16 protein-coding genes are annotated in these 12369 nt (G+C 61.6%); 10 read left to right on the top strand and 6 right to left on the bottom strand.

Annotation, left to right across the window (positions count from 1 at the left end):
• The first annotated feature begins 23 nt into the window (after positions 1–23).
• Together panC and C2U37_RS11345 are read left to right on the top strand one after the other, a co-directional pair.
• Positions 24–878: a pantoate--beta-alanine ligase gene (gene panC / locus C2U37_RS11350; RefSeq protein WP_010675575.1), complete on the top strand. Its 855-nt coding sequence runs from the start codon at positions 24–26 to the stop codon at positions 876–878.
• 20 nt (positions 879–898) lie between these two features.
• Positions 899–1246 carry a putative quinol monooxygenase gene (locus C2U37_RS11345; protein ID WP_010675576.1) on the top strand — a complete coding sequence of 116 codons (348 nt, stop codon included), beginning with the start codon at positions 899–901 and terminating at the stop codon, positions 1244–1246.
• A gap of 61 nt (positions 1247–1307) precedes the next feature.
• Here the strand turns inward: C2U37_RS11345 and C2U37_RS11340 are convergent, their stop codons facing one another.
• The 3 genes from C2U37_RS11340 to hpt all read right to left on the bottom strand — a co-directional run bounded on the left by C2U37_RS11340 (position 1308) and on the right by hpt (position 3638).
• Positions 1308–2081 carry an ABC transporter permease gene (locus C2U37_RS11340; protein ID WP_010675577.1) on the bottom strand — a complete coding sequence of 258 codons (774 nt, stop codon included), beginning with the start codon at positions 2079–2081 and terminating at the stop codon, positions 1308–1310.
• A complete protein-coding gene (locus tag C2U37_RS11335) occupies positions 2078–2995 on the bottom strand; it encodes an ABC transporter ATP-binding protein (protein ID WP_039040845.1) in 918 nt (305 codons plus the stop codon). The genes C2U37_RS11340 and C2U37_RS11335 overlap by 4 nt, the downstream gene beginning before the upstream one ends.
• Positions 2996–3107: 112 nt before the next feature.
• A complete protein-coding gene (hpt, locus tag C2U37_RS11330) occupies positions 3108–3638 on the bottom strand; it encodes a hypoxanthine phosphoribosyltransferase (protein WP_010675579.1) in 531 nt (176 codons plus the stop codon).
• Positions 3639–3839: 201 nt separating this feature from the next.
• Between hpt and C2U37_RS11325 the strand changes: the two genes are divergently transcribed.
• Positions 3840–4454, top strand: a complete 615-nt coding sequence (locus tag C2U37_RS11325) for a TetR/AcrR family transcriptional regulator (protein ID WP_104452302.1) — start codon at positions 3840–3842, stop codon at positions 4452–4454.
• A 73-nt stretch (positions 4455–4527) separates the two neighbouring features.
• Here C2U37_RS11325 and C2U37_RS11320 read toward each other — a convergent pair whose 3' ends face one another.
• Positions 4528–5139 (bottom strand): flavin prenyltransferase UbiX, encoded by a 612-nt coding sequence (locus tag C2U37_RS11320; RefSeq protein ID WP_104452301.1) that lies wholly within the window; start codon positions 5137–5139, stop codon positions 4528–4530.
• Positions 5136–6506 carry a UDP-N-acetylmuramate:L-alanyl-gamma-D-glutamyl-meso-diaminopimelate ligase gene (gene mpl, locus C2U37_RS11315; RefSeq protein WP_104452300.1) on the bottom strand — a complete coding sequence of 457 codons (1371 nt, stop codon included), beginning with the start codon at positions 6504–6506 and terminating at the stop codon, positions 5136–5138. The genes C2U37_RS11320 and mpl overlap by 4 nt, the downstream gene beginning before the upstream one ends.
• A gap of 233 nt (positions 6507–6739) precedes the next feature.
• On the opposite strand from mpl, the gene ppa reads away from it, so the two are divergent.
• The gene (ppa, locus tag C2U37_RS11310; RefSeq protein ID WP_005335667.1) at positions 6740–7270 is read left to right on the top strand and encodes an inorganic diphosphatase; all 531 of its coding nucleotides are present in this window, start codon (positions 6740–6742) and stop codon (positions 7268–7270) included.
• Between the two features lie 25 nt (positions 7271–7295).
• Here the strand turns inward: ppa and C2U37_RS11305 are convergent, their stop codons facing one another.
• Positions 7296–7646, bottom strand: coding sequence for a hypothetical protein (locus C2U37_RS11305; protein WP_010675583.1), 351 nt, complete (start codon positions 7644–7646; stop codon positions 7296–7298).
• Positions 7647–7769: 123 nt separating this feature from the next.
• On the opposite strand from C2U37_RS11305, the gene C2U37_RS11300 reads away from it, so the two are divergent.
• The 6 genes from C2U37_RS11300 (at position 7770) to C2U37_RS11275 (ending at position 12354) form a co-directional block, all read left to right on the top strand.
• Entirely contained in the window at positions 7770–8648 is an 879-nt protein-coding gene (locus C2U37_RS11300) for a hypothetical protein (protein ID WP_010675584.1), read from the top strand.
• A gap of 205 nt (positions 8649–8853) precedes the next feature.
• Positions 8854–9396: a YtfJ family protein gene (locus C2U37_RS11295; RefSeq protein WP_104452299.1), complete on the top strand. Its 543-nt coding sequence runs from the start codon at positions 8854–8856 to the stop codon at positions 9394–9396.
• A gap of 43 nt (positions 9397–9439) precedes the next feature.
• Entirely contained in the window at positions 9440–9730 is a 291-nt protein-coding gene (locus tag C2U37_RS11290) for a hypothetical protein (protein ID WP_080988551.1), read from the top strand.
• 36 nt (positions 9731–9766) lie between these two features.
• Positions 9767–10357 (top strand): DUF2796 domain-containing protein, encoded by a 591-nt coding sequence (locus C2U37_RS11285; RefSeq protein WP_104452298.1) that lies wholly within the window; start codon positions 9767–9769, stop codon positions 10355–10357.
• Positions 10358–10361: 4 nt separating this feature from the next.
• On the top strand, positions 10362–11048 hold the full coding sequence (locus tag C2U37_RS11280; RefSeq protein ID WP_042016315.1) for an ABC transporter ATP-binding protein: 687 nt from the start codon (positions 10362–10364) through the stop codon (positions 11046–11048).
• Positions 11049–11106: 58 nt separating this feature from the next.
• On the top strand, positions 11107–12354 hold the full coding sequence (locus C2U37_RS11275) for an ABC transporter permease (protein ID WP_039040840.1): 1248 nt from the start codon (positions 11107–11109) through the stop codon (positions 12352–12354).
• The last annotated feature ends 15 nt before the right edge of the window (positions 12355–12369 follow it).

Raw genomic sequence — 12369 nt, 5'->3', positions numbered from 1 at the left:
ATTCATCTGAAGGTGAACTGACGATGTTGGTTGTGAACAATCCCGCCGCGCTGCGCGAGCAGATCGGTCAATGGCATCGCGAAGGCCGCGCCATCGCATTCGTGCCCACCATGGGCAATCTGCATCAGGGTCATCTCACCCTGGTCGAGGAGGCCCGCCGCCATGGCGACAAGGTGGTGGTCAGCATCTTTGTGAACCCCTTGCAGTTCGACAAGGCCGAGGATCTCGCCAACTACCCCCGCACCCTGGAGCAGGATTGCGCCGCCCTGGAGGCCGCCGGTGTCGACCTGGTCTTCACCCCGACGCCGGAGATCATGTATCCCCAGGGGCTCGCCAGCCAGACCTTCGTCGAGGTGCCCGGCATCTCCAGCCTGCTGGAAGGGGCGCTGCGTCCGGGGCATTTTCGCGGGGTCAGCACCGTGGTCACCAAGCTGTTCAATCTGGTACAGCCGAACGTGGCCTGCTTTGGCGAGAAGGATTACCAGCAGCTCGCGCTCATTCGCAAGATGGTGGCCGACATGGCCATGCCCATCGAGATCGTGGGCGTGCCGACCGTGCGGGCCGAAGACGGGCTGGCCCTCTCTTCGCGCAACGGCTATCTGACCGCTGCCGAACGGGCCATTGCCCCCGAGCTCGCGCGCACCATGAACTGGATTGCCGAGCAGATTGAAGCGGGGAACAGTCACCTCCCCTCCCTGGTTGCCCAGGCCAGCCAACGCCTCGACAACGCGGGATTCAGGACGGATGCCATCGACATCGTCGATGCCGACACCCTGGAATCCGCCAGCGCCGAGAGCCAGCGCCTGGTGATCCTGATGGCCGCCTATCTGGGCAAGGCCCGCCTCATCGACAACCGGGTCGTCGCCCTGCGGGGTTGAGACACGGCAAGGAGACCACGATGTCCAAGAAGGTTTACTGCATCGCCCAGTTCCAGCCCAAGCCGGGCCAGGAGCAGGCACTGTTCCGCGTCCTGCAAGGGCTCGAGCCCGACACCCTGCGTGAAGATGGCTGCCTGCAGTACATCGTCACCCGCCATATCCAGAGCCCCTTTGCCGAGGGGGAGAGCTTCCCCATCGTCTTCAACGAGATCTGGCGCGACATGGCGAGCTTCGAGGCCCATTGCCAGCGCGCCGGTATCAAGGCCTTCTTCGAGCGCTACTGCCTCGCGGATGATGGCCTCGCGGCCAAGTGGAACGTCTGCGTCTACAGCGACGAGCCCGCGGACTACGATGCCCCGGCCCTCTGAGGCCGAAACGTGCAAATAAAAAGGCGCCCGAGGGCGCCTTTTTGCTGGCAGGTGCTGCGCCTCAGTGGCGCAGACCGGTGCCGCGGGAGATGAGCCACCAGGCCATCCCGTACAGCACCAGGATGAAGCCGATGATGATGAGATAGGCGGTGCCGAGGGGCACGTCGGAGATCCCGAGGAAGCCGTAGCGGAACGCGTTCACCATGTAGATGATGGGATTCACTTGGGAAACCCCCTGCCAGAACGGCGGCAGCAGGGTGATGGAGTAGAAGACGCCCCCCAGATAGGTCAGGGGAGTCAGGATGAAGGTCGGGATGATGCTGATGTCATCAAACGACTTCGCGAACACCGCGTTGATGAGCCCCCCCAGGGAGAAGAGGATGGAGGTGAGCAGCACGGTCACGCAGACGCTGAACAGGTGATGGATCTGCAGCGGCACGAAGAACAGCGACACCAGGGTGACGATGAGGCCGACACAGAGGCCGCGCGCCACACCACCGCCCACATACCCCGCGATGATGATGTAGTTGGGCACCGGCGCCACCAGCAGCTCCTCCACGTTGCGCTGGAACTTGGCGCTGTAGAAGGAGGAGGCGACGTTGGAGTAGGAGTTGGTGATGACCGACATCATGATGAGGCCGGGCACGATGAACTCCATGTAGCTGAAGCCCCCCATGTCACCGATGCGCGAGCCGATGAGGTTGCCGAAGATGACGAAGTAGAGGCTCATGGTGATGGCGGGCGGCACCAGGGTCTGGATCCAGATCCGGGTGAAGCGGCTCACTTCCTTGGCCAGAATGCTCTTGAAGGCGATGTAATAGGTCATGGGGTTCATGCTTTGCGACCCTCCTCTACCAGATTGACGAACAGCTCTTCCAGCCGGTTCGCCTTGTTGCGCATGCTGAGCACCTTCACCCCCTGGGCGGAGAGCTGCTCGAACAGGCTGTTGAGGGACTGGCTCTTCTCCAGCTCCACTTCCAGGGTGTTCTCATCCTGCATCCGGCCGTTGAACTCGGGCAGGGCCGGTACGGTGGAACCCGGCACCAGATCCAGCAGGAAGGTCTCGCGACCCAGCTTGCCGAGCAGGCTCTTCATGCTGGTGTTCTCGATGAGACGGCCCTTGTCGATGATGCCGATGTTGCGGCACAGCATCTCGGCCTCTTCCAGGTAGTGGGTGGTCAGGATGATGGTCACCCCCTGCTCGTTGAGATCCTTGAGGAAACTCCACATGGAACGGCGGATCTCGATGTCCACCCCGGCGGTCGGCTCATCCAGGATCAGCAGCTTGGGCTCATGCATCAGGGCGCGGGCAATCATCAACCGGCGCTTCATGCCACCGGAGAGAGTGCGGGCGGCCATGTCGCGCTTGTCCCACAGATCGAGCTGGCGCAGGTACTTCTCGGCGCGCACCTTGGCCTCGGCCCGCGGCACCCCATAGAAACCGGCCTGGTGAGTCACTATCTGGCTCACCTTCTCGAACTGGCTGAAGTTGAACTCCTGGGGCACCAGGCCGAGCTGGGACTTGGCCAGCTCCAGATCGGTATCGATGTCATGACCGAATACCTTCACCTTGCCGGCGCTCTTGTTGACCAGTGAGCTGATCACGCCGATGGTGGTGGATTTGCCCGCCCCGTTGGGACCGAGCAGGGCGAAGAAATCCCCCTGTTTGACGGTGAGATCGATGCCCTTGAGGGCTTCGACGCCCCCCTGATAGGTCTTCTTCAGACCGCTGATTTCCAATGCGTTCATTGCAACCCCTGTGATGGATGAGCCCATCTCGAGACAGAAAAGGCGGCTGTGACGCCGCCTGAAGACAGTCGATGGCGGGCCGGCCAGCCTGCCTTGCTACTTCGGACCCGGCTTACTCTTGCGGTACAACCTTGCCGATGAAGGGCAGGTTACGGTACTTCTGGGCGTAGTCAATGCCACAGCCCACCACGAACTCGTCCGGGATGGAGAAGCCAAGCCAGTCCACCGGCACCTGAACCTCGCGGCGGGACGGTTTGTCCAGCAGGGTGCAGATGGCCAGGGATTTCGGCTCGCGCAGGGAGAGGATCTCGCGCACCTTGTTGAGGGTGTAACCGGTGTCGATGATGTCCTCCACGATCACCACGTCCTTGCCTTTGATGTCGTCATCCAGATCCTTGAGGATGCGCACGTCACGGGTGCTGTGCATGCCGGAGCCATAGCTGGAAGCAGTCATAAAGTCCAGGGTGATGGGCAACTGGCACTGACGGCAGAGATCCGCCAGGAAGACGCAGGAGCCGCGCAGCAGGCCGATCATGACCACTTCCTCGGAGCCCTGGTAACGGGCGGTAATCTCTTCACCCAGCGTGGCGATCCGGGCTGCAACCTCGGCCTCAGGGATCATCACCTCGACAATGTGTTTCATCACATACTCCAATAATGACCAAAGGGTTATTGGCCGTTCATTAACGTCAAAACCGAGGATTCTACCACTCCAACCAGTGGGCGTCAGGCATACGTGATGCTTTTATCGGCTTATTTTAATTGATAGAGTTAGCAAGCCTTCGGGCATTATCGGTGACAATACTATAAACACCATAATCAATAACTATTAGATGAAAAAACTATGGAACCACGCGCAGAAATAAGACGTCGAACCCGGCTTTCGCCGGAGGCTCGCCGTGATCAATTGATGGAGTGTGCCGTCGAGGTATTTTCCCGTCGCGGCATCGGCCGTGCCGGGCATGCCGAAATAGCCGAACAGGCAAAGGTCTCAGTTGCGACCGTTTTTAACTATTTCAATACTCGTGAAGATCTGGTCGACGAAGTGCTGACAGAAATCGAAGCCTTCGTACAGCAGATCCTCGAACAGGCCTACAACGGTCAGGGCTCCGCCAGGGAGAGCATTCACCGCCACGTGAAGCTGTTCGTTGACGCCGCCTATGACAAGCCCGATCACGCCAGCATCTGGCTGGAGTGGAGCTCCTCGGTGCGGGAAGAAGTGTGGCCTCGCTATACTCGGCTGCTGGACAAGGCGCTGGAGCGCATTGCCCCCCACCTGCAACGGGCCATCGACAACGGCGAGCTCCAGAGCGTGCTGTCGGCGCAAGATCTGGCCCGCTCCCTGACCGGTTTTGGCTATGTGATGATGCAGATGATCAATCAGCCGCAGCGTCCGAGCCGGGAAGAGGTGACTGATTTCCTGTTCAAGTACGTGACTGCCCCCATCCAGGCCAGCTGACTCGCGCAGATGTTGACAAAGCGGCGCCGGGCTTTACAGCCCGGCGCCGCTTTTTTGTCCGCTCCCCACCGTATCAGTGGTTGGCATAACCCCAGCGACTGGTCAACTCATGCTCGACACCCAGGTGGTCGAGGATGCGGGCGACCATGAAGTCCACCAGATCCTCGATGCTTTTGGGTTCATGGTAGAACCCTGGCGCCGCCGGCATGATGGTCACGCCAAGACGGGCAAGCTTGAGCATGTTCTCCAGATGGATCGCCGAGAAGGGGCTCTCCCGGGGCACCAGAATCAGCTGGCCTCGCTCCTTGATCACCACGTCCGCCGCCCGCTCCAGCAGGTTGTCCGAGGTGCCGTTGGCAATGGCCGAGACGGTGCCCATGGAGCAGGGGCAGACCACCATCTGTTTGGGGGCCGCCGAGCCGGAAGCCACCGGCGAGAACCACTCCTCCTTGCCGCAGGCGACGATCTGACCCTCTTTGGCACCATAATGGCGACAGAGGTACGCCGACAGCTCCCTGGGGGAGCCCGGCCAATCCTGCTGTTGCTCGGTCTTGAGCACAACCCTGGCCGCCGAGGAGGCGAGCAGGAAGATCCGATAGTCCGCCTGCACCAGGCATTCCAGAAGGCGCAGGGCATAGGGAGCGCCGGAGGCGCCGGTCAGCGCCAGGGTGATGGCCTTGTTCATGATGCGCTCTGCAGCTCCTTCAGGCGGGCGATCAGCTTGTCGTGAATGCCGCCGAAGCCGCCGTTGCTCATGATCAGAATATGATCCCCTGGGCGGCTCTCGGCCACCAGGGCGCCAATCAGGGCATCAAGGGCCTCGAATACTCGGGCAGGCCGGGTCATGTGGGCCGTCACCTCCCCCAGATCCCAGCCGATGTTGGGGGGCTGGAAGAAGAACACCTCGTCGGCACCGTCGAAGCAACCGGCCAGTTCCTCCTTGTGAACCCCGAGCTTCATGGTGTTGGAGCGGGGCTCCAGCACCGCCATGATGCGGGCCTTGCCCACCTTGGCGCGCAGGCCGCCCAGGGTGGTCTCGATGGCGGTGGGGTGGTGGGCGAAGTCGTCATAGACGCTGATGCCGGCCACTTCCCCTTTCAGCTCCATGCGCCGCTTGGGGGACTTGAACTGGCAGAGGGCGTTGATCCCGTGCTCCACCATGACACCGGCATGACGGGCGGCGGCGATGGCCATCAGACCGTTGTTGATGTTGTGCTCGCCGATGCACTCCCAGTGCACCTCCCCCTGTTTCACGCCATCCAGCCACACCTCGAAGGCGGAGCCGTCATCGGCCAGCTTCACCGCCTTCCACTTGGCGTCGTCCTGGCCCACCAGCTCCACCTCGCTCCAGCAGCCCATCTCGCGCACGGCGGTAAGGTTGTCATCACCTTTGGGGAAGAGCACCCGGCCGTTGCTCGGCACGGTGCGCATCAGGTGGTGGAACTGGCGCTGGATGGCGGCGAGATCCGGGAAGATGTCGGCGTGGTCGAACTCCAGGTTGTTCATCACCAGGGTGCGCGGGTGGTAGTGCACGAACTTGGATCGCTTGTCGAAGAAGGCGCAGTCATATTCGTCCGCTTCAATCACAAAGAAAGGAGCCGAGCCGAGACGGGCGGAAACCGGGAAGTTGCCCGGCACGCCGCCGATGAGGAAACCGGGTTCCAGCTTGGCATACTCCAGCACCCAGGCCAGCATGCTGGCGGTGGTGGTCTTGCCATGGGTGCCCGCGACGGCCAGCACCCAGCGATCCTTCAGCACGTGCTCCAGCAGCCACTGAGGGCCGGAGATATAGGGCAGATTGCGGTCCAGCACATATTCCACACAGGGGTTGCCACGGCTCATGGCATTGCCGATCACCACCAGATCCGGCGCCGGATCGAGCTGGGAGGGGTCGTAGCCTTCGGTCAGTTCGATGCCCTGTTGCTCGAGCTGGGTGCTCATGGGGGGATAGACGTTGGCGTCGGAGCCGGTCACCCGATAGCCAAGCTGTTTTGCCAACACCGCCAGACCACCCATGAAGGTGCCGCAGATCCCGAGAATGTGAATGTGCATACCGCTGCCTTTTCCAGTAAAGGGAGTGCGCATTCTAGGGTCTGTTGACCCGGTGGCACAAGCCGCGCCCATGGGGAGCGAAGGCATCGGCGCCCGCAGACGACAGAAATCGGGCAAGCGCGGGTAAAAGCCATCCTCCAGCACGCCACCCGGCCCTTGAAATATGGTCATTTGACGGGACATCGCTATAATGTCGGCCTGCAAACTTGACTCCAACACTCAAAGGAAACGTCATGAGCCTGAACCTGGTACCGGCCGGCAAGAGCCTGCCTGACGACATCTACGTCATCATCGAAATCCCGCAGAACGCCGACCCGATCAAATACGAAGTCGACAAGGACAGCGGCGCCATCTTCGTTGACCGTTTCATGTCCACCCCGATGTTCTACCCGTGCAACTACGGTTACGTGAACGCCACCCTGTCCCTGGACGGGGATCCGGTCGACGTGCTGGTTCCGACTCCCTACCCGCTGCTGGCCGGCTCCGTCATCCGCTGCCGCCCGGTCGGCGTGCTGAAGATGACCGACGAATCTGGCGAAGACGCCAAGATCGTGGCCGTACCCCACTCCAAGCTGACCAAGCAGTACGATCACATCCAGGATGTGAACGATCTGCCCGAGCTGCTGAAAGCCCAGATCCAGCACTTCTTCGAGCGCTACAAAGAGCTGGAAGCGGGCAAGTGGGTCAAGGTGGAAGGTTGGGGCGACAAGGCCGCTGCCGAAGCCGAAATCAAGACCTCTGCCGAGCGTTACGCTGCAAAATAAGCGTATTCCTCGCAAAAAAGGCGCCTTATGGCGCCTTTTTTATTGGTCGTTGCGGGGACGCTCCGGGGGGATCCCCCTGGATATAGAGGTCGCGCCCATTTTGCCGATAGGGGCGGTAATAGTCATCGCCGCAGCGATATTCCTGACCGGCACCTCCCACCAGATCGCAGTTGACCGGCAGCACCTCCAGCCACTTGATGGCCTGCTGGAATCGCAGCCACTCCTGCCATTCATGCTCCCGGGCCAGCTGATCCCGCAGGGCGAAGGTATCCGCGCTGGACAATCCCTGATTGACGATGACCTGCCCCGCCAGCGCCGGCGTGGCCACCAATATCAGCAGAAACCGTGAAACAAGCTTCATGATGATTTCCCCCATGACTTATTTCCTGAATTAAATTTAAAGTCAGATCAGATAATTACCAATATATCTGTCACCAGACCAATCCAAATGCCGGTCACTCACCTAGTTGTTTATTATCAACCCAGGCGGAGGCGCACCATGAAACTGGCACAAGGCTTTCTGTGCAGTCTGCTCTTCGGCACCATGGCGCAGGCCAACGAGATCAACCTGAGCTGGCAGTGGCAATCTGCAGATGGTCAGCAAAAGCACCTGCAATTGACGGCGGATGAGCGCACCTTTTCAGCCAGCCGTCACGAGATGACACAGCTCGACACCGCCCTCAACTTCCCGCTGGAAACACTCTACTCCTACATCAGTCCACGCCTCTACAACAGCATCAACCAGATCAACCAGCACAGCCCGGAGACGGCCACCAAGTTCCGCAACCTGGAACAGGCCTTTACCCTGCACGACAGCAGCCTCGAATCCGCCCAGTTCTGGCAGGCCTACCGGCAATATCAGGAGGACGCCTTCTACGAGATGCGGGTCCAGCCCTGCGTTCACCCGGCCAATCAGAAGCTGCCCTGTGTGCGCCCCAACTACTCCCAGCTGTTCTATCAGTTCAAGGGAGACCTCAAACCCCTGGCACAGCAGTTTTCGGCCAAGGATCTCGCCACCAGCGTCACCCTGCTGCAGGAGTGGCTGAGCGGCATCCCCACCCCGCCCGAGCAGATGGACCACTTCGCTCCGCCCTTGCAGGCCCTGCAGGACAACAAGGCCGACAGCGACGAGAAGGCGCTGCTCATGGCCAGTCTGCTGGCGGAGCTGGCGCCCCAGTACAGCCTCAGCATCATCTATCCGAACATCAGCATCGGCAGCGTCTCGCCGGCCTGGCTCGCCATCACGGCCGACAGCGGCCTTGAGGGAGACACCCTGGTGATCGGCAATCAGCGCCACGTGCTGCTCACCGGTTCTCCCCTGCTGGCCCAGCAGATGACCATGGCCCAGATTCCCTTGATCAGTGAACCGCTCTACTAGCCTCTTCTGACCATCACTTGCTTTTGATGGATGACATGCCATCCTTGCCGCCGTCATTGGGGGGATGGCGCCCATGTTGACAAGATCACCGTCGCACCCTGCATTATTTAACACTTTTTAAACAGATCCGATCAGTTTAGGATGTTCAGGGTCCCATTCCCTCGACCCAAAAATCGTTATAACATCACAAAGGAGTGTCATCCGGATGAAACATCTCGTGCTTACTCTGGCGCTGCTGCCAACCCTGGTCATGGCCCACAACATCAAGGAATCAACCCAGGTACCGCTGGTCAACATCAGCGACAAGGGGGAGCTGGTGCTCAAGGAGAAGGAGATCAGCTATCAGCCCTGGCAGAGCAAGGTCCTGACCGGCAAGGTCTTCCTGATCCAGCACATTGCGGGTCGCTCCAGCGCCAAGGAGCTCAATGCCCCCATGATCGAGGCGATCAAGGCGGCCAAGCTGCCCCACGACAAGTACCAGACCGTCACCATCATCAACAGCAATGACGCCATCTGGGGCACGTCCGGTTTCGTGAAGAGCAGTGCCGAGGACAGCAAGAAAGAGTTCCCCTGGTCCGCCATGGTGCTGGATGCCAAGGGGATGGCCCGCAACGCCTGGGCGCTCACCCCGGAAAGTTCGGCCATCATACTGCTGGATAAAGAGGGCAAGGTGCTGTTTGCCAAAGATGGCCAGCTCAATGCCGCCGAGATAACCAAGGTGATGGGGCTCATCCAGTCCCATCTCTGAATCAGAGAGAAGGGCGCTGATGGCGCCCTTTCCACAAGGGTCTATGGGTCGTTCCACACTGACAATCTGGGTGTTGCTGCTGGGCTGGTTGTGGATGCAACCGGTGCTGGCACAGCACCCTCTTGAAGCTGCCCTGCCCGATCACGGTCATGCCTGCACCCTCTGCGTCCTGCATCTGGATGGCAAGCTGGCACTGACGCCGACCCCCGTACTCCCTCCCCTCTCCTCTGGCATCGACCGGTATATCGGCACTCCCCAACCGAGGGCGGCCACCGGCACCACGGGACATCGCCGTATCCGCGCCCCGCCGCCCCTTCATTGTTTCTTTTTTTGAACCAATCTTTTCTCTATTTATTCAAAAGGATTAACGATGAAAGCAGTCACCCTGTTGCTGGCCGCTGCCGCCTTCGGCGCCCAGGCCCATCACGACGAACACGAAAGCCACAGCCACGGTGCCCATGAGCACGGTCACGGCCACCTCAACCTGGTACTCGACGGCAACCAGCTGATGATCGAGTTGCAGGCCCCTGCCGCCGATCTGGTGGGCTTCGAGCATGCCGCCAACACCGATGAGGAGAAAGCGCAGTATGCCAAGGCGGTGGCCCGCCTCCAGCAGCCCGACGCCCTCTTCCGTTTCGACCCGGCCGCCGGCTGCAAGCTGACCCAGCAAGAGCTGCAGGCCGCCAAGGAAGATCATGACCATGACCATGACCATGAGCACGAGCACGAGCACGACAAGGCTGATGGCGCTCACGATGAACACCATCACGACGACGCGGGCCATGCGGACATGGGGGCCATGTACACCTACACCTGCGCTACCCCGGCCAAGCTCACCGGTCTCGAGGCCACCCTGTTCAGCCTCTACCCGAGCCTGGAGAAGCTGAGCGTGCAGGGCATACTGCCCACCGGCCAGACCGCCGCCGAACTGACTCCGTCCGCCAACAAACTGGGCTGGTAACACCATGAAACATGCCGTGGTTGAGATCCGTGATCTGGCCTTTGCCTGGCCGGGTCACGAAGCCGTCCTCGATCTGCCCGCCCTTCGCATCCACGAGGGTGAGCGCGTCTTCATCAAGGGCCCATCGGGTTGTGGCAAGTCCACCCTGCTCGGGTTGCTGGCCGGTATCCAGACCGCCAACCACGGCACCCTGGAGGTGCTGGGCCAGCCCCTGGCCCGGCTTTCCAGCCGCGCTCGTGACCAGTTCCGGGCGGCCAATCTGGGGTACATCTTCCAGCAGTTCAATCTGCTGCCGTTTCTCTCGGTGCAGGACAACGTCACCGCTGCCCTCACCTTTTCACCCGCCAAGCGGGCCCGCCTGACAGGGAGCCCCGAGCAGGAGGCGCGCCGCCTGCTGGCAGAACTGCAACTGCCGGATGAGGCACTCCATCGCCCCGTCCACGCCCTCAGCATCGGCCAGCAGCAGCGAGTCGCCGCCGCCCGCGCCCTGATAGGCTCCCCTCCTCTGGTGATCGCCGACGAGCCCACCTCGGCCCTGGACACCGACAACCGGGCCGCCTTCATCCGGCTGCTGTTCGAGGAGTGCGACAAACAGGGATCTACCCTGGTCTTCGTCAGTCACGATCCCTATCTGGAGCCCCTCTTCCCCCGGGTGGAGAACCTGCAACAGCTCAACCGGAGGGCGGCATGACCACACGCCATCATCTCGCAGCCCGTCCGGCCATCTCCCCTTCACTGCGGAGGCTCTCATGCTGAAACTCGCCCTGCAAAGTCTCTGGGCCCGTCGCCTCACCGCCGGGCTCACCCTGCTGGCCGTCGCCATCAGCGTCACCCTGCTGCTCGGGGTGGAGCGGGTGCGCAGTCAGGCACGGGACAGCTTCGCCAACACCGTCTCCGGCACCGATCTCATCGTCGGCGCCCGCTCCGGCCAGGTGAACCTGCTGCTCTATTCGGTGTTTCGCATCGGCAACCCCACCAACAACGTGGGCTGGGACTCCTACCAGGCCATCAAGGCCAGGCCCGGTATCGCCTGGACCATCCCCCTCTCCCTTGGCGACTCCCACAAGGGGTTTCGCGTGCTCGGCACCAATGGGGACTACTTCACCCACCTGAAGTACGGCCAGCAGCAGGCGCTCGTCCTGCGCGAAGGTCGCCCCTTCGAAACACCGTTTGAAGCGGTGCTGGGTGCCCAGGTGGCCGAAAAGCTCGGCTATCACCTGGATCAATCCATCGTCATCGCCCATGGCGCCGGCAACACCTCGTTCAGCCAGCACGACAACATGCCATTCAAGGTGGTGGGGATCCTGGCCCCCACCGGCACCCCCATCGATCGCACCATTCATGTGCCGCTGGCGGGCATAGAGGCGATCCATCTGGGCTGGGACACCGGTCGTCACAGCAAGAACGTGACCCCGGAACAGGCGATGGCGCTGGATCTCACCCCCAAGACCATCACCGCCTTCATGGTGGGGCTGAGCAACCGGATCCTGGCGTTCCAGTTGCAACGCAGCGTCAACACCTATCCCAGGGAGCCCCTGATGGCCATCCTGCCGGGGGCCGCCCTGCAGGAGCTCTGGGGGCTGATGAGCGTGGCGGAGACCGCCCTGTCGGTGATCGCGGGCTTCGTGGTGGTGGCGGGCCTCATCGGCATGCTGACCACCCTGCTCGCCGGCCTCAACGAGCGGCGCCGCGAGCTCGCCATTCTGCGCTCCCTGGGGGCGGGCCCTGCCCACCTCTTCCTGCTGCTGGCGCTGGAGGCGATGGCGCTCACCACGGCGGGCATCGCCCTCGGGGTGGCCGCGCTCTATCTCGGTCAGGGGCTTGCTAGCCCCTGGCTGCTCAGCCACTATGGCCTGCAAATGAGCCTGGGTCTGCCGAGCGCCTATGAGTGGCAACTGCTGGGCCTGGTCTGGCTGGCGGGCATGGTGATCGGGCTGCTGCCTGCCGCCCGCGCTTACCGCTACAGCCTGAGCGACGGCATGAGCATTCGCGTCTGACCCGACGCATCCGAC

The organism is Aeromonas sp. ASNIH1 (assembly GCF_002934285.1).
Taxonomy (GTDB): domain Bacteria; phylum Pseudomonadota; class Gammaproteobacteria; order Enterobacterales; family Aeromonadaceae; genus Aeromonas; species Aeromonas caviae.
Note: the sequence above shows the minus strand (reverse complement) of the source record. Positions and strands in the feature narration are given on the sequence as shown.

Excerpts from the sequence above, each read along its gene's own strand:
- panC (WP_010675575.1), top strand. The coding sequence starts at position 24 with ATGTTGGTTGTGAACAATCCCGCCGCGCTGCGCGAGCAGATCGGTCAA.
- C2U37_RS11345 (WP_010675576.1), top strand. The coding sequence starts at position 899 with ATGTCCAAGAAGGTTTACTGCATCGCCCAGTTCCAGCCCAAGCCGGGC.
- C2U37_RS11340 (WP_010675577.1), bottom strand. The coding sequence starts at position 2,081 with ATGAACCCCATGACCTATTACATCGCCTTCAAGAGCATTCTGGCCAAG.
- C2U37_RS11335 (WP_039040845.1), bottom strand. The coding sequence starts at position 2,995 with ATGAACGCATTGGAAATCAGCGGTCTGAAGAAGACCTATCAGGGGGGC.
- hpt (WP_010675579.1), bottom strand. The coding sequence starts at position 3,638 with ATGAAACACATTGTCGAGGTGATGATCCCTGAGGCCGAGGTTGCAGCC.
- C2U37_RS11325 (WP_104452302.1), top strand. The coding sequence starts at position 3,840 with ATGGAACCACGCGCAGAAATAAGACGTCGAACCCGGCTTTCGCCGGAG.
- C2U37_RS11320 (WP_104452301.1), bottom strand. The coding sequence starts at position 5,139 with ATGAACAAGGCCATCACCCTGGCGCTGACCGGCGCCTCCGGCGCTCCC.
- mpl (WP_104452300.1), bottom strand. The coding sequence starts at position 6,506 with ATGCACATTCACATTCTCGGGATCTGCGGCACCTTCATGGGTGGTCTG.
- ppa (WP_005335667.1), top strand. The coding sequence starts at position 6,740 with ATGAGCCTGAACCTGGTACCGGCCGGCAAGAGCCTGCCTGACGACATC.
- C2U37_RS11305 (WP_010675583.1), bottom strand. The coding sequence starts at position 7,646 with ATGGGGGAAATCATCATGAAGCTTGTTTCACGGTTTCTGCTGATATTG.
- C2U37_RS11300 (WP_010675584.1), top strand. The coding sequence starts at position 7,770 with ATGAAACTGGCACAAGGCTTTCTGTGCAGTCTGCTCTTCGGCACCATG.
- C2U37_RS11295 (WP_104452299.1), top strand. The coding sequence starts at position 8,854 with ATGAAACATCTCGTGCTTACTCTGGCGCTGCTGCCAACCCTGGTCATG.
- C2U37_RS11290 (WP_080988551.1), top strand. The coding sequence starts at position 9,440 with ATGGGTCGTTCCACACTGACAATCTGGGTGTTGCTGCTGGGCTGGTTG.
- C2U37_RS11285 (WP_104452298.1), top strand. The coding sequence starts at position 9,767 with ATGAAAGCAGTCACCCTGTTGCTGGCCGCTGCCGCCTTCGGCGCCCAG.
- C2U37_RS11280 (WP_042016315.1), top strand. The coding sequence starts at position 10,362 with ATGAAACATGCCGTGGTTGAGATCCGTGATCTGGCCTTTGCCTGGCCG.
- C2U37_RS11275 (WP_039040840.1), top strand. The coding sequence starts at position 11,107 with ATGCTGAAACTCGCCCTGCAAAGTCTCTGGGCCCGTCGCCTCACCGCC.